General features: G+C 50.5%; 14 protein-coding genes and 1 tRNA gene. 12 read left to right on the top strand and 3 right to left on the bottom strand.

Going from position 1 to position 19,523, the window contains the following annotated elements:
- Positions 1–55 precede the first annotated feature (55 nt).
- Positions 56–1,294, bottom strand: coding sequence for a proline dehydrogenase family protein (locus tag HNV11_RS00870; RefSeq protein ID WP_240163992.1), 1,239 nt, complete (start codon positions 1,292–1,294; stop codon positions 56–58).
- Positions 1,295–1,559: 265 nt separating this feature from the next.
- Between HNV11_RS00870 and HNV11_RS00865 the strand changes: the two genes are divergently transcribed.
- Positions 1,560–2,657, top strand: a complete 1,098-nt coding sequence (locus HNV11_RS00865) for a chorismate mutase (protein ID WP_171737855.1) — start codon at positions 1,560–1,562, stop codon at positions 2,655–2,657.
- A 70-nt stretch (positions 2,658–2,727) separates the two neighbouring features.
- Here HNV11_RS00865 and HNV11_RS00860 read toward each other — a convergent pair whose 3' ends face one another.
- Together HNV11_RS00860 and HNV11_RS00855 are read right to left on the bottom strand one after the other, a co-directional pair.
- Entirely contained in the window at positions 2,728–3,669 is a 942-nt protein-coding gene (locus HNV11_RS00860) for a DUF4249 domain-containing protein (protein ID WP_171737854.1), read from the bottom strand.
- The gene (locus tag HNV11_RS00855) at positions 3,669–6,116 is read right to left on the bottom strand and encodes a TonB-dependent receptor (RefSeq protein ID WP_171737853.1); all 2,448 of its coding nucleotides are present in this window, start codon (positions 6,114–6,116) and stop codon (positions 3,669–3,671) included. Before HNV11_RS00855 ends, HNV11_RS00860 begins: the two co-directional genes overlap by 1 nt.
- Before the next feature lie 220 nt (positions 6,117–6,336).
- On the opposite strand from HNV11_RS00855, the gene HNV11_RS00850 reads away from it, so the two are divergent.
- From HNV11_RS00850 to HNV11_RS00800, 11 genes are all read left to right on the top strand, one after another.
- Positions 6,337–7,677, top strand: coding sequence for an NAD(P)/FAD-dependent oxidoreductase (locus HNV11_RS00850; RefSeq protein ID WP_171737852.1), 1,341 nt, complete (start codon positions 6,337–6,339; stop codon positions 7,675–7,677).
- Between the two features lie 118 nt (positions 7,678–7,795).
- On the top strand, positions 7,796–9,958 hold the full coding sequence (locus HNV11_RS00845; protein ID WP_394353871.1) for a S46 family peptidase: 2,163 nt from the start codon (positions 7,796–7,798) through the stop codon (positions 9,956–9,958).
- A 99-nt stretch (positions 9,959–10,057) separates the two neighbouring features.
- Entirely contained in the window at positions 10,058–10,579 is a 522-nt protein-coding gene (locus tag HNV11_RS00840) for a DinB family protein (protein WP_171737851.1), read from the top strand.
- Between the two features lie 6 nt (positions 10,580–10,585).
- The gene (locus tag HNV11_RS00835) at positions 10,586–12,796 is read left to right on the top strand and encodes a S9 family peptidase (RefSeq protein WP_171737850.1); all 2,211 of its coding nucleotides are present in this window, start codon (positions 10,586–10,588) and stop codon (positions 12,794–12,796) included.
- Positions 12,797–12,820: 24 nt separating this feature from the next.
- On the top strand, positions 12,821–13,501 hold the full coding sequence (locus HNV11_RS00830; RefSeq protein WP_171737849.1) for an NUDIX hydrolase: 681 nt from the start codon (positions 12,821–12,823) through the stop codon (positions 13,499–13,501).
- 87 nt (positions 13,502–13,588) lie between these two features.
- Positions 13,589–14,272: an NUDIX hydrolase gene (locus HNV11_RS00825; RefSeq protein ID WP_171737848.1), complete on the top strand. Its 684-nt coding sequence runs from the start codon at positions 13,589–13,591 to the stop codon at positions 14,270–14,272.
- A gap of 68 nt (positions 14,273–14,340) precedes the next feature.
- Positions 14,341–14,412: transfer RNA gene (locus HNV11_RS00820), tRNA-Arg, on the top strand.
- A 294-nt stretch (positions 14,413–14,706) separates the two neighbouring features.
- Positions 14,707–14,997: a hypothetical protein gene (locus HNV11_RS00815; protein WP_171737847.1), complete on the top strand. Its 291-nt coding sequence runs from the start codon at positions 14,707–14,709 to the stop codon at positions 14,995–14,997.
- A gap of 184 nt (positions 14,998–15,181) precedes the next feature.
- Positions 15,182–15,454 carry a hypothetical protein gene (locus tag HNV11_RS00810; protein ID WP_171737846.1) on the top strand — a complete coding sequence of 91 codons (273 nt, stop codon included), beginning with the start codon at positions 15,182–15,184 and terminating at the stop codon, positions 15,452–15,454.
- Positions 15,455–15,871: 417 nt separating this feature from the next.
- The gene (locus HNV11_RS00805) at positions 15,872–16,879 is read left to right on the top strand and encodes a bZIP transcription factor (protein ID WP_171737845.1); all 1,008 of its coding nucleotides are present in this window, start codon (positions 15,872–15,874) and stop codon (positions 16,877–16,879) included.
- A gap of 391 nt (positions 16,880–17,270) precedes the next feature.
- Complete coding sequence (locus HNV11_RS00800; RefSeq protein ID WP_171737844.1) at positions 17,271–19,217, top strand: right-handed parallel beta-helix repeat-containing protein; 1,947 nt, start codon at positions 17,271–17,273, stop codon at positions 19,215–19,217.
- Positions 19,218–19,523: the final 306 nt, after the last annotated feature.

Here is a 19,523-nt window from a genome sequence, read left to right as displayed (position 1 = left end):
TGGGCCGTTCATTCAGTCACTTATAAAGAGTCAGATAACGCTTCAGTCGGGGTAGTTACTTGTGACACCCTTTCCGGCGTTTCAACTCATTACTAATCAGGTTAAACTCCCGGCTACTCTGCCCGGCTATAGACTTATTCTCTTCTGCCCGCCGGAACAGATACGGCATCACCGCTTCAACGGGGCCGTAAGGCACGTACTTAGCTACATTATAACCCGCATTAGCCAGGTTATACGAAATGTTGTCGCTCATACCCAGCAATTGCGCAAAATAGATATGCGGATCGCCGGGGTCAATTCCCAGCTGTTCCATTCGCTGAATACAGTACTGGCAGCTATACTCGTTGTGAGTGCCCAGACAGAACGAAACAATGTCCCGACTCTCCAGACAGTAATCGATAGCCGCATTGAAATCGCGGTCGGTATCTTCTTTCGTTGCCTGAATGGGGTCCTGATACTCTTCTTCATGCGACCGGATGCGCTCTTTTTCCAGATAGGCCCCACGCACCAGCTTCGCACCCAGATAATAGCCTTTTGCGCGCGCTTCCTCAACGTCGCGCCGGAGGTGGTCCAGACTTTCCCAGCGATACATCTGGTAGGTATTATAGACGACAGGCCGTTCATGATTATAGCGGTCCATCATTTCATAGGCCAGTGTATCGATTGTATCCTGAATCCAGCTTTCTTCGGCATCAATAAAGATGCGTACATTCCGTTCGTGCGCCCGGCGACAAAGCGTATCAACGCGCTTCAGCACCCGGTCAAACTGCGCCTTCTGCTCTTTATTCAGCGAGTCACCAACCTGCACAGCTTCAAGCAGTTCAGTTGAAGCTAAACCCGTAACTTTAAATACAGAAAAAGGAATATCGGCTGATTCGCTGGCCCGCTCTATGGTGCGAAGAATTTCAAGCGTCGTTTCATCGAAACTTTTTTCGTTCTCCTCGCCTTCAACTGAATAATCAAGGATGGTTCCGACGTGGGCGTTATGCAGAAACTGGATTGTATTTTCGGAGTCCCGGATGCTCTCGCCCCCGCAAAATTGCTCGAAAATCGTGTTTTTGATGAGGAATTTAATTGGAAGATGCAGGCGTAGGGCAATCTTTATAAAAAAAGTCCCTAAATTTACCAGCCATCCCCGATTCATCAACGCAAACAACCAGTAAGTTTTTCTGAGTTTGAAATCCGACTGGGCCGAAAAAGCAATCGAAGTGTCCTCGAAAGAGACAGGCTTAGAATTGGCCGTTCGCGGTCCTGCCTGGAATGAGCCATCGAACCGTTCAACGGTCTCCGGCATTACATTACTTCGGTTCGACATATCAGTGCTCCGTTCTGACGGTGCTACTTCCATAGCGTTAGGTGCGTGTCGGTTAACACGACCGAAATATATAACGAAATTTCGGTCAATCGGTTAAACTCACCGGCGCGACTTGTTCGATAAACTGAAAACTGTCGTTAGACAGATGAAGGAACCAGCTTGACAGACAGCCGATTCCCTCTGCAAATATACCAAAAATAGCATTGAAAAGTTCCCCATAGAGTAGTCGTATTACGCGTTTGTTATGAAGGTAGAATTAGCCGTAGAGCCGCTTGGATCGTGGATTGAGACCAACGGCAAGCCCCTGATCATCGCTGGTCCGTGCAGCGCCGAGACCGAAGATCAGTTAGTCGAAACCGCCCGCCAGCTGAAAGCTCTGGGGGCCGTTCATGTTATCCGGGCTGGGGTTTGGAAGCCCCGTACCCGGCCGGGTAGTTTTGAGGGTATGGGCGAAGCCGCCCTGCCGTGGCTACAGCGCGCCAAAGCCGAAACGGGTTTGCCATTTGCGGTTGAAGTTGCCACCCCGGAACACATTGAACTGGCTCTTAAATATGGTGTTGACATCCTGTGGGTAGGTGCCCGCACGACGGTTAACCCGTTTAATGTGCAGGAAATTGCCGACGCCCTACGGGGTGTTGACGTACCCGTACTCGTCAAGAATCCGGTTAACCCGGATCTGGCGCTGTGGGTAGGTGCGTTCGAGCGGATCGCCGGAGCCGGTATCAAGAAGCTGGGTGCTATTCACCGGGGCTTTGCCACAGGCGAAGCCAGTAAGTATCGGAACGTTCCGATGTGGCAGATGGCGATCGAACTCAAGTCGATCTTCCCGCAATTACCCATCATTGGCGACCCCAGCCACATGGCAGGCAAGCGTGCGTACCTGAATGAACTGGCGCAGATGGCGATGAACCTGAACTACGACGGTTTGATCGTTGAGTCGCACATTGATCCGGATAAGGCCTGGAGCGATGCCGCGCAGCAGCTGACGCCCGCAGCCTTTGGCGACATGCTCGATCACCTGCAGATCCGGCAGGTTGAATCGCAGAATCTGGAGTTTCAGAGCGTGATGGACCAGACTCGGCGCAACATTGATAACGTTGACCGGCAGATTGTTGAAATGCTCGCGGCCCGCATGGCGCTCGTGGAGCGGCTGGCGGAGTACAAGCGGGACAACAACGTAACGCTATTCCAGCCTGATCGCTGGAAAGAGATCCTGAAGACACGCACCGAAATGGGTCAGCGTCTGGGTCTGTACCCCGAACTGGTGGAAGAGATCTACAAGATCGTTCACATGGAATCCATTCGGAAACAAACTGAGATAATGAATAGTCAGACGGTTTAACAAAACCTGTAAGGACGTACAGAGTACAGAGAGGAGCCTGGTCAGGCTCCTCTCTGCTCATTTATAGGGATTACTTCAACTGTAGAATAAGCGTAGACCGGTTATAGCCAGCAAAACAGCCTAACCCACCCCGGATATTACTAGGGACAGGAACTGGTTCGGCAAACGGATTGCCCGATACTTCTGCCTGTCGGCTAACGGCATCCTGATACCGGTAATAAGCCTGGTCCGTGCTAAGCAGGTTCATGGTGATGCTCGTAATCTGAAACTGATTGTTACTATTCGCAACCTGCCCGGTATTGCTGTAATACACGCCCCGCATGAAAGCCCGGTTAGATACCATCTCCTTTCCATCTACAGACTGATCAGTTTTTAAGCTGTTTCCTTCATCGTTAAACGAAAGCAAACCCATCTGTCGGGGAATTAGCAGATTGGGCCCTTTAACCAGAAATTCATACTTGCCCGTTACCTGATAATAATTAGCCTGACCAGCCGGATCCACCCAGAGGCCGCGGGCAAAGTACCGCCTGGACTGCTGGCCAAACCGATTCTCGGTTAGTGAATCATAGACGATACTCATCAGGGCCACCGGGCCGGGTATGGTGCAGCTACTCTCTGCACGTTCGCCATCGGGCGTTTGAACAAGGAGCGTATACGTCCGCCCGGCCCGAATCGGTAACTGACCTATATCAGCGCGATAATACGCCTGCCTGGCGTTATAGGTCAGGGCTACAACCTTGGTTCCATCCGACAGGGTTACCGTAGCATCGGGCACACTATTCCCGCTGGTTCCATAACTGGCTTCTTCGCCCAGAACGGGCTGTGAACGGCTAATTTTCACCGCCAGCACCGTATCCTGCGGAGACAGAAAACTTGTTACAACCAGCCTGGACGCTTCCCGATTCAGCCGGCTCGGGTCGACTTCCTGACGTAGACTGTCGCAGCCAGCTAGCCAGGCAGGCAGACTGAGCAGCACGAGTACAGGAAAACAGTTTGTCAGAAGGTGTCGCATCAGAATTTAAAGTTATAGCTCAACGCTGGAACGACAGGAAAGACCGAGTAACGAAACAAGCCGGTTCGCTGCGGTAAGTTTGCTCCCTGGCTAACCGACTCAAGCTGGTAGAAGAACGGGTTCCGGCGATTATAGGCATTGTACAGACTGAACTCCCAGGTTCGCTCATGACGTTTCTTCTGTTTATGGAATTGAACTCCTACATCGAATCGGTAGTAAGCCTCAGCCCGGAAACTATTCTTTTGCAGACCATAATCCTCCACGGTTCGACTGTTCTGAAACAGGCTTTGAATGAGGGAACTGTTAGAACCATACACGAACCCACTTCCCGGCTGATAAGCGTCGTAACGGCCAACCGGAACCGTCAGGGCCTGGCCGGTGCCGTAAACCCAGGTTGCCGACAACGTAATCCGCTTGCTTAGTTCATAAATACCAACGACCGAGATGTCGTGCCGACGATCGTAGCGGGGATAAAACGGTCGGCCACCGTTGAGTTCCGGGAGCTGCCACTGCGTCCAGGATAGGGTATAGCCCGTCCAGCCCGAAAACCGACCTACTTTTTTCTGCAGCAGAAACTCCACCCCGTACGACCAGCCCCGACCCGAGGTTACGTTATCTTCCCAGCGAACACCCTGCGCGGAGGTTGGATCACCAATGAGTAGAAAACTAGCGCCTTCTTTGTAATTAATGATGTTGGCCATGGTTTTATAGTACCCCTCAACCGTCAGCGACAGTCCCTGATCCGGAAAATCTTTGGCAATCCCAACGGCAATCTGCTGCGACTGCTGAGGTCGAATGCGGTCGGTAGTCGGCACCCACAGATCGGTGGGCAGACCAATGCCGGTATTCGAGAGCAGATGCACGTACTGATTCATGAGCGCATACGAAGCCTTTACGGACAGGTCGGGTCTGAGCGTAAAAGCCGCCGATAGCCGTGGCTCGGGCCGCAGATACCCAATAGCTTTCTGCTGAAAATAACTCAGCCGCAGCCCACCATTAATGCGCCAGCGCTCGGACGGTCGCCAGGTATCTTCAACGTAGACACCCGATTCAACGACGTCGATGTTTTCTACCTGCAGGTTAAACTGATTGATAGTCGCGTTCTTCAGGACAACAGCGCTGGGCGTAAACCGGTGGTAGAGACTCTGGACGCCCAACCGCAGGGAATGTTGTGGGCTGGGGTAAAAATCCAGATCAAACTTAAGCGAGAAATCGCGGATGCCGGAGTTATAACGCAGTGAGAAACTGTCCTGCCCCTGGCTGTTCTTCTCGTCGGAGGAAATCTGAAACTTGTAGTCGCTGAAGATTAAGGACAGGTTTGAGAAAAGTTTCTGGTTAAAGAGGTGATTCCAACGCAGGGTGGCAGTAGCGTTACCCCAGCTAAGTCCTACGTCCGTGCCCTCACCGGCGTCGCGGGCGTAAAAGCGATCACGTCCGAAGTATCCACTTAAATATATCTTGTTTTTAGGGCCGAAGTCATAGTTCGCCTTGGCGTTCAGATCATAGAAATAATAGCCTGCATTTGTTTCGCCATCCGTACTGGCGCGAATAAGCGGAGCCGCAATCACGTCCAGATACGTCCGGCGGCCCGATACCAGAAACGACCCTTTCTTGTTTTTGGCCAGCGGCCCTTCGAGCATCAGCCGCGACGCGATGAGACCGATACCGCCCTCGCCGTGCAGCTTTTCCCGGTTACCATCCTTCATATTCAGCTCAATCACCGATGACAGCCGCCCACCAAATCGCGCCGGAAAACCGCCTTTGGTCAGCTCGACGCTCTTGAGCGCATCGCCGTTGAAAGTTGAAAAGAACCCGAACAAATGGTTAGCATTATACACAATGGCGTCGTCCAGAATGATCAGATTCTGATCGGGGCCGCCCCCCCGAACGTAAATACCCGTCTGCCCTTCCGAGCCTTTCTGCACGCCCGGCATCAGCTGCAGCACCTTCAGTACGTCTTTTTCGCCCAGAAAAGCGGGAATTTTTTTAATTTGAGCCACGGGAACGTCAATCTGGCTCATCTGCGGACTTTCGCTCACTTTCTCGTCTGTTCGACCGGCTTTGACCTCTACTTCCGACAGTACCCGACCCGGCGTTAGTGAGATGTCCAGCGTCGCGTTTCTCTGTAAAGCCACTGTCTGCGTAACAGTTTCGTAGCCAACGAACGAAAAGGCCAGCCGCAGGCTATCCTGCGCGGGTAACGTAATGGAATAAAATCCGTAGGTGTTGGTGGTGGTTCCCGTTGACGTACCGGGCAGATACACATTGACACCGATAAGAGCCTCCAGACTGCCCGTTTCGCGTACGTATCCACTCACGGTTGCAGCCGATTGATTAGCCTGGCCTTCACCAGTACGCGGCCGGGCAGTTCGGCTGGGTGCAACCTGCGCCCATACACTACTCGCGAATAATAGGTTACAGAAAAAACTACATAGAAGTAATCGCATGAGCTACGTTGCTGTTGCTTAAGGAGAGCGTAATACTGCCGCAAGGGTTGGAACGGAATTAACCATCCGTTAATTCATTAACATCCTTTAATGAAAGATTCGTATACAGAGATGCGTCAGGCCCTACGGCTTGCTCATTTTTGGCAGCCCTGCCAAACAAAAGCGCTGATTACAAGGTAATACAAACAGGATAGCGCTACGCCACAAACGTCCGATCAACATGCTGCAATACGACAAACTTTCCCTGAATATACCCGATACAACCAAGCCGCGCGTTGTCATTATCGGCGGTGGCTTCGGTGGCATGAACCTGGCCAAGAGTCTGCGCGATACCGACGTACAGGTTGTCCTGTTCGACCGGCAGAACTACAACGGATTTTGGCCGCTACTGTATCAGGTAGCCACGGCTGGCCTGGAAGCCGATTCAATTGCCGAGCCGTTCCGGAAAATGTTCGATGACCACAAGGATTTTCATTTCCGGATGGTGCGGGTCAACAAAATCGATCCGGCTACCAAAACTGTCACGACGCTGATCGGTGATCTGCGCTACGATTATCTGGTCATTGCCAGCGGCTCGAAATCCAACTTTTTTGGCAATGAGCAGATTCAGAAATATGCGTTCCCCCTCAAGACCATACCCGAGGCCTTAAACATCCGGAGCCAGCTTCTGCAGTGCTTTGAGCAGGCCAGCATTACCCGCGACCCCGCCGAGCGCCAGAGCCTGCTTAACTTTGTTATTGCGGGAGCCGGACCGACGGGCGTTGAGATGGCCGGTTCGCTGGCTGAGATGCGCAAGCACGTTCTCCCGGCCGACTATCCTGGGCTCGATTTTAGCCAGATGAACATTTACGTGGTCGAAGGCTTGAGCAAGGTCCTCCCACCCATGTCGGACGAAGCCGGCCAGAAAGCCCAGCGGTATCTGGAAGACCTGGGGGTTATTGTTAAACTCAATACGCTGGTTGACTCCTACGATGGCGAAACAGTGACGTTTAAAGGCGGGGAACAGATCAAAACGCAGACGCTCGTATGGGGCGCGGGCGTAACGGGTGCCCTCATTGACGGTATCCCGGCCGAATCCCTTGAGCGGGGCCGGATTCTGGTGGACCCCATCAACCGCGTGCAGGGCCTGACGGACGTCTTCGCCATTGGCGATATTGCCTTCATGAAAACAGAGAAGTGGCCCAAAGGTCACCCCGGCGTGGCGCAGCCCGCCATCCAGCAGGGCAATCACCTGGCTAAGAACCTGCGCCGGATGTTGAAAAACGAGCCGACCGAACCGTTCGAGTATTTCGATAAAGGCTCGCTGGCCATTGTTGGCCGAAGCCGGGCCGTGGCTGATCTGCCGGGCAACATTCACCTGGGCGGCTTTATTGCCTGGATGGCATGGCTATTCGTTCACATCTGGTATCTGGTCGGCTTCCGGAGCAAGCTGATCGTCTTTAGCAACTGGATGTACCGGTTGTTTACCTATCAGCGTGGTACGCGACTCATCATCCGGCCCTTCATCCGAAAAGATGATAAGGTCGCGAATGAAATTATGCTCAAAAACGAAGTCGCCTGATTCACTATGTTTACAGCGGCTCGCAATTGGTTGTTGACAGGCCAATTGCGGGCCGCTCCGTTTTCAACCAATCTGCCTCTGGCAACACGCTTCTATTCCGGTTTAGTTATATTTCTGCATGTCTATTAAGATTATTCGTCCAGCAATTCTGACGGGCCTTTTGGCTGCCAGCCTGTCCGGACCAATGCTGGCTCAGTCAACTCAGCTATCACTGACGTTTAATCCCGACACGGTAAAAGCCGGCCCGTTTGATATGGGCAAGATGTGGACATTTGATAATCCACCCAAAGCCTATTTTCAAAAGACCTATCAGTTTACACCCGACGATAAGTGGTTTGACGAGGCCCGGCTGGCGTCGTTACGCTTTGCGGATTACTGTTCGGCCTCCTTTGTGTCGGCGAATGGGTTGGTCATGACCAACCACCACTGCGCCCGCGAATCCGGAACGGCGGTTGCCCGAAAAGGAGAGGATTTGTATGCGAACGGCTTTTTCGCCAGAACACTAGCCGACGAACGTAAGGTTGACGGCCTATTCGTGGATCAGTTGATTAAGCTGGAGGACATCACGAAACGGGTACAGGATGCCATGAACCGGGCCGGATCAGAAGCAAATCAGCTCGAAGCCCGTGAGTCCGAGTTTTCGGCCATAAAGCAGGACTACAGCGCCAAAACCGGCTGGCAGGGGCTGGAGCTGCAAACTATTACGTTCTATAACGGCGGTCGGTATGCGCTCTACGGGTTTAAGCGGTATACCGACGTGCGGCTAGTGTTTATGCCCGAACTGCAACTGGGTTTCTTCGGGGGTGATTACGATAACTTTACGTATCCGCGTTACGCTCTGGACTGTTCGTTTTTTCGGGTGTACGACAATGGGAAACCCCTGCAAACTACCCATTATTTCAAATTCAACACCAGCGAGGTACGCAGTGGCGAACCGGTTTTTGTAATCGGCAATCCGGGCAAGACCGAACGGCTCAAAACGGTTGCTGAACTCGAATTTGACCGTGATCTGCAGATACCCACCACCATTCAGTTACTGCGCAACCGGGCCGATGCGTTACGGGCCTATAATGCTACGGCAAAGAATGACAGCGTTCTGAACGAAATTCTTAGTCTGGAAAACAGCCTGAAAGCTTACGACGGTCAGTTGGCCGGCTTGCGTGATCCGTATCTGATGGCACGTAAGGCAGCCTTCGAGCGGCAGTTTAGAGCCAGTGCGGCTACCAGTAAGTTACCGGCCGAACAACTCCGGACCTGGGACGAACTGGCGGCTAATATAGGCCAGTTACGCAACCTCTTCCGGGATGCCAGTTACCTCGCTCCGGGCGAACGCACAGTGGGCGAGTTACTGACGTTTGCCAATGTTTTAATGCAGTATAGCGAACTTGCCGTTTCGCGCCCGCAGGATGCCGAACGGGCGCGGTCGCTGCTGATAACGCCTAATCTGGCCAATAGCACGCTGGAGGAAAGTTTTTTAGCTGCGCATTTAGCCGAAGCCCAGGCCGGTCTTGGCAGTAATGATCCCTATGTAAAAGCGGCCCTGAGCGGCCCCAATGGGACTACCCGAACTCCGCAGGAAGCAGCGGCCTTTCTTATTAAAAACACTAAACTCACCGATCCCGCTTTTGTGAGCGATCTGGCAACTAGGCCGGGCTCGATCAGTTCATCAGGCGACCCGCTGCTGACTCTGGCGCTTATTGGTTTGCCCCGTTACCGCGCGGCCGCCCAACAGGCTCAGCAGCTAAGTCAGCGGCAGGAAGTGCTGCACGGGCAGTTGGGCCGAATGCTCTATCAGGTGTATGGCACAGCCGTTCCACCCGATGCGACCTTTTCGTTACGTATCAACGACGGCATTGTGAAAAGCTACGATTATAACGGCACGAAAGCGCCTATCTTCACAACCTTTGCCGGTTTGTATGACCGCAACTACTCCTTCAACGACAAGGCCCCCTGGAATCTACCGGCTCGCTGGAAAAACCCGCCGTTGGCGCTGCTCAAACAGCCCATGTGCTTTATTTCAACCAATGACATTATCGGCGGCAATTCAGGAAGTCCAATCATTAATCAGAATCGGGAAGCGGTCGGGCTGATCTTCGATGGTAACATTGAAAGCCTGCCTGGCGAGTTTATCTTCGTACCGGAAGCCAACCGCAGTATTTCGGTTCACACGGCCGGGATAATTGCTGCCATGCGCTATATCTACAAAGCCGACCGGCTTGTTACCGAGCTGACAGGCGCCGTATCTGGTAATCCGGCCCGCGCAACGAGTCGAAGAAAATGACATCTGCCAGCAAAGGCTTTAACAATTCGGATAAATCGATACGGATACTGGATTGTTGGGACCGCTGTGGTTAATATTACAGGTTGAATGAACCCCCTTATGAAGAAGTCGGAAATCCCTGTAATGCCGGAGTTCTTTGACCGATACATTAATCTGGCCGAAGACCTGAATGTCGTTGATGCGCTCAACCAGACCGCTTCATTTGACCAGTTAATGCCCGCTGAAACACTGGAGGCTCTGGGCGATCTCCGTTACGCCCCCGGCAAGTGGACAGTTAGGGACATTCTACAGCACATCATTGATAATGAGCGAATCATGACCTACCGGGCCTTACGTTTCGCCCGCAACGACCAAACCACCCTGCCCGGTTATGACGAAGAACTGCTGGGTGCGAACGCTCAGGCCACCCGGCGAACTCTCGCGGATCTATACGCAGAGTACGCCCTTGTCAGGCAGTCGAGCATCGCCTTATTCAAAAGCTTTGACCGGGAAATGCTGCTACGCAGCGGCACCTGTTACAACCGGACAATTTCCGTCCTGGCGCTCGGCTTTGTGCTGGTTGGGCATCCTATTCATCACGTCAACATCATTCGGGAGCGGTATCTACCCCTGTTATCTTAATCAATTATGCTAAAACGAGTCTTTCTGCTGATTGCCGTTACGGCGCAGGTTGTCTGTGCACAGACCAAATCGAAGGTTCTGGTAACGGACCTGACGCGTATCAAACAGATTAGCGGCATTGAACTGTCGCCCGATGGGCAGCGAGCCGTCTATATGCTGACGACCATCGAGCCAAATACTGATCAGAAATCCGACGAGTACGACTATAAAACCCACATCTATCTCACGAGCCTGAAACCCGGCGACAGCAAAGCGCTCACCCACGGCAGCGAGTCGGCCCGGCAGGCCGTCTGGTCTCCCGATGGCCAGACTCTGGCCTTTACGAGGTCGGTAAAAGGTAAGAGTCAGATTTTCGTGATGCCCCTGGACGGCGGAGAGGCCTACCAATTAACGAACAGCCCGTATGGCGCTTCAGCCCCGCAATGGTCGCCCGATGGCAAGCGTATTGCGTTTACAGCTACGGTTTCCATGACCGAAATGCTGAACGATACACTCCTGAACCCAGGCAGGAAGACGCCGGTATGGTCGCTCGAAAAGCCAGGCTTTGCCAATAATAATTTTATAAAAGCGGATGCCCGGGTGAAATCCAACCCTGATGGCACATTGGCAGAAATCAGGGCGTATCTGACTAAAGACGTAGAAGACAAGAAAGCTAAGGTCATCAACCGGCTCAACTTTCAGAGCGAAGCCACAACCGAGCCCGACCTGTCCTTTACGCATTTGTTTCTGATCGAAGTGCGCGATGGTGCTATAGCCAAACCCCTCACCCGTGGCTTTGCTTCTGTACAAGGGGGCAACTGGCTTCCAAACGGACAGGGTTTACTGGCCGTTACGGACCGGGATTCGCTCCGCCACCCCGATCGGGAGCAGGACAACGCGATTGTGTTCATCTCGGCTGATGGCTCAGGTATACGGACGACGGTTCTGGCCGAAGCGGGAAAAAGCTACTCGTCGCCCGAAATCTCGCCCGATGGCAAACAACTGGCGTTCCTGGTAACGCCCTCGGTAGGTGTTAATTTTCCGCAGCTTGGCATAGCAACGTTAACCGGTGCTAAAGCATCCGGCGTTGAACTCGTTACGTTCGACCGGGCAGCCGGCAGTCTGGCCTGGGCCACTTCGGCGTTACCCACTAAGGGGAAAAAACCCGTTTCGGGTAATACGCTCTACTTTACCGCTTCTGCGAACGGCGGTACTCCTCTCTATCGGCTCGATCCAATTACGCGGCAGGTTACGCAGTTAACCGATTTCGAAAGCGGCATTACGTATTTCGATGTAGCAGGTAATCGCCTGGTTCTGGCTAAAACCGAAGTAGCGAATCCTTCCGAGCTTTATCTGGCCGATGCGACCGCTAAGGCGCAGACCAAACTGAGCAATCACAACGACTGGGTAGTGCAGAAGCAGCTTAGTTTCCCCCAGAAGCGCACCTATACGAACTCGCTCGGCCAGACCGTCGACTACTGGATCATGAAACCAGCCGTAGTAGAAGCGGGCAAAAAATATCCTCTTCTGCTCAATATGCACGGCGGCCCGACGGCCATGTGGGGACCGGGTGAAGCCTCCATGTGGCACGAGTTTCAGTACATGTGTGCGCAGGGCTACGGCGTCGTCTATGCCAACCCGCGCGGATCGGGCGGTTACGGTCTCAATTTCCAGCGGGCTAACATCAAGGATTGGGGTACCGGCCCCGCCGAAGATGTTCTGGCCGCAGCTACCGACGCTGCCAGAGAATCCTGGGTTGATACCGCCCGGCAGGTCATCACGGGCGGCTCCTATGCCGGTTATCTGACGGCCTGGATTGTTGGCCATGATAACCGATTCAAAGCAGCTTTTGCGCAACGGGGCGTTTATGATCTGACGACTTTCTTGGGCGAAGGCAATGCCTGGCGGCTTATTCCTAATTATTTTGCCTATCCCTGGGAGGCTGATGCTAAGGTACTGGATGCCAACTCACCCTATACGTTTGTGCAGAACATCCGGACACCACTGCTCATCAAACATGGCGAGAATGACCTACGAACGGGTATCATTCAAAGCGAAATGCTCTATAAAAGTCTGAAGATTCTTGGCCGACCGGTTGAATACGTCCGGATGCCCGGCGCTACGCACGAATTGAGCCGAACAGGCAACGTTCGCCAGCGCATCGACCGGCTGCTGCGTATTTACGAGTTTTTTGAGCGCTACGTTGGCCCCGACGCGCAGGGTCTGTCGCAGAAGTAGCCGTTCATAACTCTAACTACCAACATGAGCAAGTACAAAGAATCTCTGGAAGATGCCCCAAAGTTTCGTTTCTGGAAAACCCAGGCCGAAATGAACGGACTGAAAATCAACAAGGTCACCGATTTTTATATCCGTCGGCGGCACAATGGCGAAGTGCTGTTTGCCATGCTCGAAGTGGATGCCGATACGCCTGAGGGTGACAAAATTCCACCCGCCCTTTTTCTGAAAGGCCATGCGGTTTCGGTACTGGTATGCTTAATCGACAAAGACACAAAGGAAAAGTTTGTAGTGCTGGTCCGCCAACGCCGTATTTCGGATGGCTCGCATACGTACGAGCATCCGGCGGGCATGGTCGATGCTGATGATGCCCCCGATGAGGTAGCAGCCCGTGAACTGGGCGAAGAAATTGGTTTGGATGCCCGGGCAAATGAGCTAACTAAACTGAACCCCCGCCTGTGGTTTCCAAGTACCGGCACCAGCGACGAGGCCATGCATTTTTACTTTATCGAACGAGAACTGCCCCGGACCGACATCCTGGCGTTTCATCACAAAGACATGGGCAACCAGTCGGAGTTTGAACGCATCACAACGGTCGTAACGTCGCTGCCCGAAGCGCATAAGCTGGTTAATAACGTAAACGGACTCCTGATTCATTTTCTGTATCTGCAGCACGTTGGTGATTACGAAACGATGAAGCTGCTTTAGTCGAACACTTCGGCCCACGGCATTGCCTCAGATTGCTAAACTCTACCGTATGCCCATGAGTTGAACAGCCGAAGCGACTCAACCCTAATGAAAAAACAGGTATCACTGGATGACGCAGGCAAATACAAAGCCTGGCGCAAAGCATTAACCCAAAACGGAATTACGGTCAATAAGATCGAAGAGCTGCACGTTCAGCGACGGCACAAGGATGGTGGCGTTTTGTATGCCCTGCTGAACATAGACGCCGAGGCACCCGAAGGCACCAAACTAAATCCGATCTGTTTCCTCAAAGGCGACGCGGTTTCGGTTCTGGTTGTCCTGATTGATGACGAAACAGACGACCGGCACATCTTGCTAGTCAGGCAGCGACGCATCTGCGACGGCTCAGAACTGCACGAACATCCGGCCGGTATGATCGACGATGACGACGATCAGCCGATTGACGTAGCGGCCCGCGAGTTAAATGAGGAAACGCAGTTAGACGTAAAGCCAGATGAATTAAAGCCGCTGTTCGACAGACCTTTGTTTTCAGCTACAGCCACAAGCGACGAAGCGCTGCACTTCTTCTATCTGGAACGACGGATGCCGCTAGCCGAGATTCAGACACTTAACGGGCGCAAAACGGGCGCTGACGACGAAAATGAGCACACTAAGCTTTACGTTGCCACGCTACCCGAAGCACACCGTCTGGTTCACAATATTCACGGTATAATGGCGCATCTGCTGTACTTACAGCTGGTCGGTGATTATGAAACACTGAGGTTATTATAAGCTAAATTTTCAAAAGGGGTTGCGGTATAGCGTCAAAAGCCACTATATTTGCACTCCCAAACGGAAAGGCTCCCGTAGTTCAATGGATAGAATTATGGTTTCCGGTACCATCGATAGGGGTTCGAATCCCTTCGGGAGCACACAGATTAAATGAAGGCTAACCATCTATAGGTTAGCCTTTTTATTTAGCTCTGGTTAAACGGCGCTCCAACAGTTTTATACGTTTACCTCCACTACTTCGTTTTACCAATACATAGTTACTTAGTTTTTATAGTCTATATCTAAACGTATGGCTTCCTTATCCTTTCGCTAAGTATATTTAATTTTATTTTCGTAACAATTTATTGGTATATGCAAAACCAATTCACGATATTGTAAACCCTACAGTATGGCATAATAATTGTGATATATGAAATTTTAGCCTCAGTTTTGCCATGGATGATTTACGGCTTGAACAAGAAATTGATACTGTAACAAACCTCTCGTTTGTGTACAGCGTCAGTTGGTATCAGAAAGAGAACTTAGTTGCTGTTAGCCTGGTACCTGAACTGTGTAATTACTTACCCGAAGAGCGGAGAGCAATCAACTTCATTGAAAATGATTTCTCTGTTCAGAATGTTCTCGAAGCCTATAAAAGTTTGATTGTCAATTTTTTAACCGAAGCTGTCTACCTAACAAAAGGCTTGCAACATGATGGGGTCTCCCTGTTTAGAATGAGTTTCTAAAATAATCAGAGCCTTCCCAGCCCTCCGGTTGTTTATAACTAGATTACCATTATACGTGGTACGTTCTCTCTGGTTTCATACTCACTTATTATAAGTCCTTTATTCTTCTCTGGAACCGCTTAATTATTTCCATTATCCAGATTCATTTCTTCAGGTAGATTGCGTGCTCTACGTATAACTTTTTATGGCAGCGCCCCAACTTCTACGCGAAATAGCGGCCGTTCAGAGGCTTCCCTTTGTAACTCACGTTGCCAGTAGCAGCCTTGACAAATTTGTAACGGTTCATCTGGCTCCCCCAATCATCCAGTATTTGCCCGAAAGCCATTGGTTTATTAAACTACACAAGAAAGATTTTACCGTGGCTAATGTTCAAAGCGCCTATAAACAGCAGGTGATTGATCACTTAACCGCAGCCCTGGCCCTGGCAGAGCAACTAATGCCCCGCCGAAATGAATAGGTAAAGCCCTTTACCAAAAGTTCATTCTACTATTCTCAGGCAGTAGAGATATCGTATGTAATCCGATATTATATTTATCCCTATAAGGGCTTAGCTATTTGCCAGCTGGTATGCCGCCAAAACCTGGTTAATACTTTAACAATTATGTATTGCTATTCACAATACTACTTTATTTACTTAATCCTGCCACTGCTGCTTTTGGCTCAGGCGCTGACAGCCCAACCAGATGGGTTAACTTTACCCAAACAGCCTTCCTCCCAGTTATCATCTACATCTTACAACAATAAGCCATCAGGCACTAAACAGCCTGGTCCGAAAAAAAGTAAGCCTGCCTCCCCAAACGTCAAAGCAGTCAGTAAAAAGCCAGCGTCTCGCAAGCAACGGTCGGCAAATGATTTCCAAACCGCACCAGTATCGATGACGGACCACCCCCGCGAATCATCGCAGTCAGGCACCTCTAGCAATTTTTTTCGGGGACGTAATGCGGGCAATCAAACCAGGACAGGAGAAAATAATGTCTATATCGGCAATAACGCCGGGAATGGCGTAAGTGTAAACGGCTCCAACAATACCGCCATTGGCTTTGAGTCCGGCAGAGGAAACGCAGCCGGCTCAACGAACACGTTCCTGGGCTATCACGCCGATGCCAACTTTGTGGGTATCGAGAATGCAACCGCAATCGGCGCTCATGCCGTTGTTAGTGCCAGTAACGCAATGGTGCTGGGCAACGGTTCTGTTAATGTTGGTATTGGATCGAGCAATCCACAGAACCGCCTGCATATCCTTGGCGGCCTGCCTAATACCGCTGGCATACGGGTCAGCAACCTTACGGCTGCCAGTAGTCCCGTTGTAGTAACTGACCGATTTCTGACGGTTAATGCCTCGGGCGATATTGTACTGGGAAGCCTGGAGAAAACAAAGCAACCCGATTCGGTGTCGCAGTACTGGATGCTTTCCAACAACTATCTTCGGAATATACGTTCACAAGGCCTGATTCTTGGCAATAACATAACCAGAACGCCCCCCGGCTATCGGTTATTTGTGCAGGATGGAATTATGACCGAAAAGCTGAAAGTAGCCATTAAAAGCACGGCAGATTGGTCGGACTATGTCTTTGAGGAAGGGTTTCGACTTAAGACCCTGGGCGAAGTTGAACGATATGTAAAAACTCATAAGCACCTGCCTGACGTACCAACGGCTGGAAAAGTTGTGCAAGACGGTATCGACATAGCACAAATGAATGCATTACTTCTGAAAAAGATTGAAGAAATAACGCTTTACCTAATTCAGCTGGAAAAAGCCAATAAACTGCTGAACCAACGGAATAAGCAGTTATCAGCCATTACCAGCCAGCAACAGCGCGATCTGAAGCAACTCAAACAACGACAGGCGGCTCTTGAGAATCGTTTGCTTCAGGCAAAATAACCCGGTCTGCCAGATTATCACCCTATCCTTGTTTAAGAAAATTGCAGCAAGCGAGCCAGAAGCTCTCAAGATTTTCAGAAGCAGCTGAAGACTGACCGCTCTATGAATTGGTCAGGTATGGTGATTATATTTGGGTATAATCCGACTTGCCTGACCCTCTATGAAAGCGCTGCCTGTTTTTGCCTTCCTGCTCATAAATCTCCCTGGCCTTTTTCTTCTTCAGGAAACAAAGCTGCAGAGTCTCAACTTGAGCATCCAGGTTTTTTTCTATAACAAGCCGGAACAATCAGGCTCTCGCTTTACGCCTGAGAATATCTTTTTCAGGCAACAATCTTCAGAACCGCAAAAAGCCGCTGCCTCCAGGCGTGTTACACAGACGGTTAGCAATAAAGTGTCGACGGACACTACTATTGAAGTGAGTAATCCGCCCATGACCCTGTTTTCGGCCGGGCGCCTGCGGTTGTCTGCTACGTCGTTACCAGCTGTCTATATTACGGATAGCAACAAACAAGGAATCTTTACGTACGACCCGTCGGATCTGACAACTCCCCATGACGGTGTAATGACGATCGTAACGATTACCAACAAACGTTATAAACGCCAGATGGCCGGTTTACGCGGTATGGATGCCAGCTGGTTCGGACTTAAGGGCGATGGCAAGACCGATAATACCGCAGCCTTTACGACTGCGAAACAGGCTGCGGTGCTTTACAAACTCCCGCTTATTATACCGGCCGGCCAGTTTTTGTTCAAAACAACCGCGACGCTTGCCAGTGGATTGACCCTGAAGGGAGCGGGTATGGACAAGACTATATTTACGTTCGGCAATGATTTTTCGGGAAAATCGCTATTTGAAGGGGTTGGATGCAGCAATTTAACTTTGGAAGACTTTAGCATCACCGGGATTGCCAAAGAACTGGAGGCAGGAATTCGACTGAATTCGTTCCCGAATCACGCTACGGCTATCACCCTCAATCGGCTGAAAATTATTGATTTCTGGGGACACGGTATTATGCTGGGCGGCAGCGGCCCAAAGGAGACCCATTTCAACGAGGAAGTCACTATAACTAACTGTCGTATTCATCGGATTGGGCAACCAGGCGCTCTGGTCATCAAAAAAGATTCGGATGAGCTTTTCCACGGTATACACTTGAACCAGACCACTAAAAAATTACTCATTCAGGGAAATTTTATTACCGATTGTTCAGGAGATGGCATTTTTGCCTGGCAGTTTAATAATCCGGCCGATCAGGAAGCGTCTGCTTATCAGATAAAAGACAATTTTATTGCCCGCACCTGGATGGGAATCGAAATGATGAGTTTCGGCGCCAACAATAAAAGTCAGATTAGTGATAACATTGTCTTGTATCCGAATCGCAATTACGGCTTCGGCATTTCAGTTACCGGCGATTTTACGGATGTCTCGGGAAACCTGGTCGCTACGATCGAACGCATTCCTCTGGAACTAGGCATGAACCGGGGAACCGTTTCGAACAACCGGTTGGTCATTTCACTAAAGAAAACGTCAGAAGAGATTGGGTCCGATACGTTTGATGATTCGGGCGAAGCCCTGGCACTGGCTCAATTGTATAATAACGCGGTTAAGTTCACCGGAAATCTGGGTTACGTAGAGGCCCGTAGAGCTAATGGAACGCTCGCTCCCAAACTCATCCGGGGGGTCGAAATAGTTGGTAAGCATGGTGAATTTCCTCCTACTGTATTCACTGATTATGCGTCCTACCCAGATATCAGTGATAACAGTTTTTTTGGTCTGACCGGAGCCGCAGTCTGCGCGCTGGTAACGCCCATCCGAAAAGCGCAGATCCGGAACAATGTGTTTCAACTGAGCGACTTAAGATATGACAGCGGTATTATTATCTATGGCTTTGACTGGGACATTTCCAATAACGTATTTGACCTGACAGGCGCTGCCGCTCCAGTAAATGGTAACGGCCTGGTGAAAGTACATAATACCCTTCAGAGTAATACAGGCACCCGATCACAGGTGCACCTCAATCGATTTTACGCACCAGTCGGCTGGAATCTGGTTGATAACTCGCAGTATGTTTCGACAATCAATTTTTTCATTGATCCGGTCTCCTCAGACCTTACGGTTGACCTGGCGGGCATAAAAATTAAAGCGCAGCAGGGAGCACTTACACAACAGCTTAGCTTTTTTGGGGCTGCACCAATCCAAAAGCCAGCTCCTCTGACTTCTGATATCAATCTGAAAGCTACAGACAATTATGGTATTGGTGAACAGACGATCATTACTAATCTACAAATTCGACTGCAGGAATTAGAAACAACCTTAAAAAAAGTAGGGCTTCAGAATTAGCTCGTCACTCTGGAGAATACAGGCCTAATAACTGTCACGATTGCAAAAATATATAAATATAAATAAACTATATATAATGAAAGTGTAAGTAACATTTAATAAACGAGTTATTAGTTTAATATCATTAACGTAAATATTGATGATAACATATAAAGAATCAGCATGTTGCCTTTAATTTATATTAAGTTGACTTATTTTTATATAGCTCAATTACTGAATATTGTTTAATCTTATATTAAAAAAATTTAATCTTAATACCACTAAATACATAATCTAATTTTATATAATAATAATCACATATCGTAC

It is taken from the genome of Spirosoma taeanense (assembly GCF_013127955.1).
Classification (GTDB): domain Bacteria; phylum Bacteroidota; class Bacteroidia; order Cytophagales; family Spirosomataceae; genus Spirosoma; species Spirosoma taeanense.
Note: the sequence above shows the minus strand (reverse complement) of the source record. Positions and strands in the feature narration are given on the sequence as shown.

Coding starts and splice junctions, on each gene's coding strand:
- HNV11_RS00855 (WP_171737853.1), bottom strand. CDS start 6,116: ATGCGATTACTTCTATGTAGTTTTTTCTGTAACCTATTATTCGCGAGT.
- HNV11_RS00825 (WP_171737848.1), top strand. CDS start 13,589: ATGAAAAAACAGGTATCACTGGATGACGCAGGCAAATACAAAGCCTGG.
- HNV11_RS00850 (WP_171737852.1), top strand. CDS start 6,337: ATGCTGCAATACGACAAACTTTCCCTGAATATACCCGATACAACCAAG.
- HNV11_RS00815 (WP_171737847.1), top strand. CDS start 14,707: ATGGATGATTTACGGCTTGAACAAGAAATTGATACTGTAACAAACCTC.
- HNV11_RS00835 (WP_171737850.1), top strand. CDS start 10,586: ATGCTAAAACGAGTCTTTCTGCTGATTGCCGTTACGGCGCAGGTTGTC.
- HNV11_RS00830 (WP_171737849.1), top strand. CDS start 12,821: ATGAGCAAGTACAAAGAATCTCTGGAAGATGCCCCAAAGTTTCGTTTC.
- HNV11_RS00845 (WP_394353871.1), top strand. CDS start 7,796: ATGTCTATTAAGATTATTCGTCCAGCAATTCTGACGGGCCTTTTGGCT.
- HNV11_RS00860 (WP_171737854.1), bottom strand. CDS start 3,669: ATGCGACACCTTCTGACAAACTGTTTTCCTGTACTCGTGCTGCTCAGT.
- HNV11_RS00870 (WP_240163992.1), bottom strand. CDS start 1,294: ATGCCGGAGACCGTTGAACGGTTCGATGGCTCATTCCAGGCAGGACCG.
- HNV11_RS00805 (WP_171737845.1), top strand. CDS start 15,872: ATGACGGACCACCCCCGCGAATCATCGCAGTCAGGCACCTCTAGCAAT.
- HNV11_RS00840 (WP_171737851.1), top strand. CDS start 10,058: ATGAAGAAGTCGGAAATCCCTGTAATGCCGGAGTTCTTTGACCGATAC.
- HNV11_RS00810 (WP_171737846.1), top strand. CDS start 15,182: ATGGCAGCGCCCCAACTTCTACGCGAAATAGCGGCCGTTCAGAGGCTT.
- HNV11_RS00865 (WP_171737855.1), top strand. CDS start 1,560: ATGAAGGTAGAATTAGCCGTAGAGCCGCTTGGATCGTGGATTGAGACC.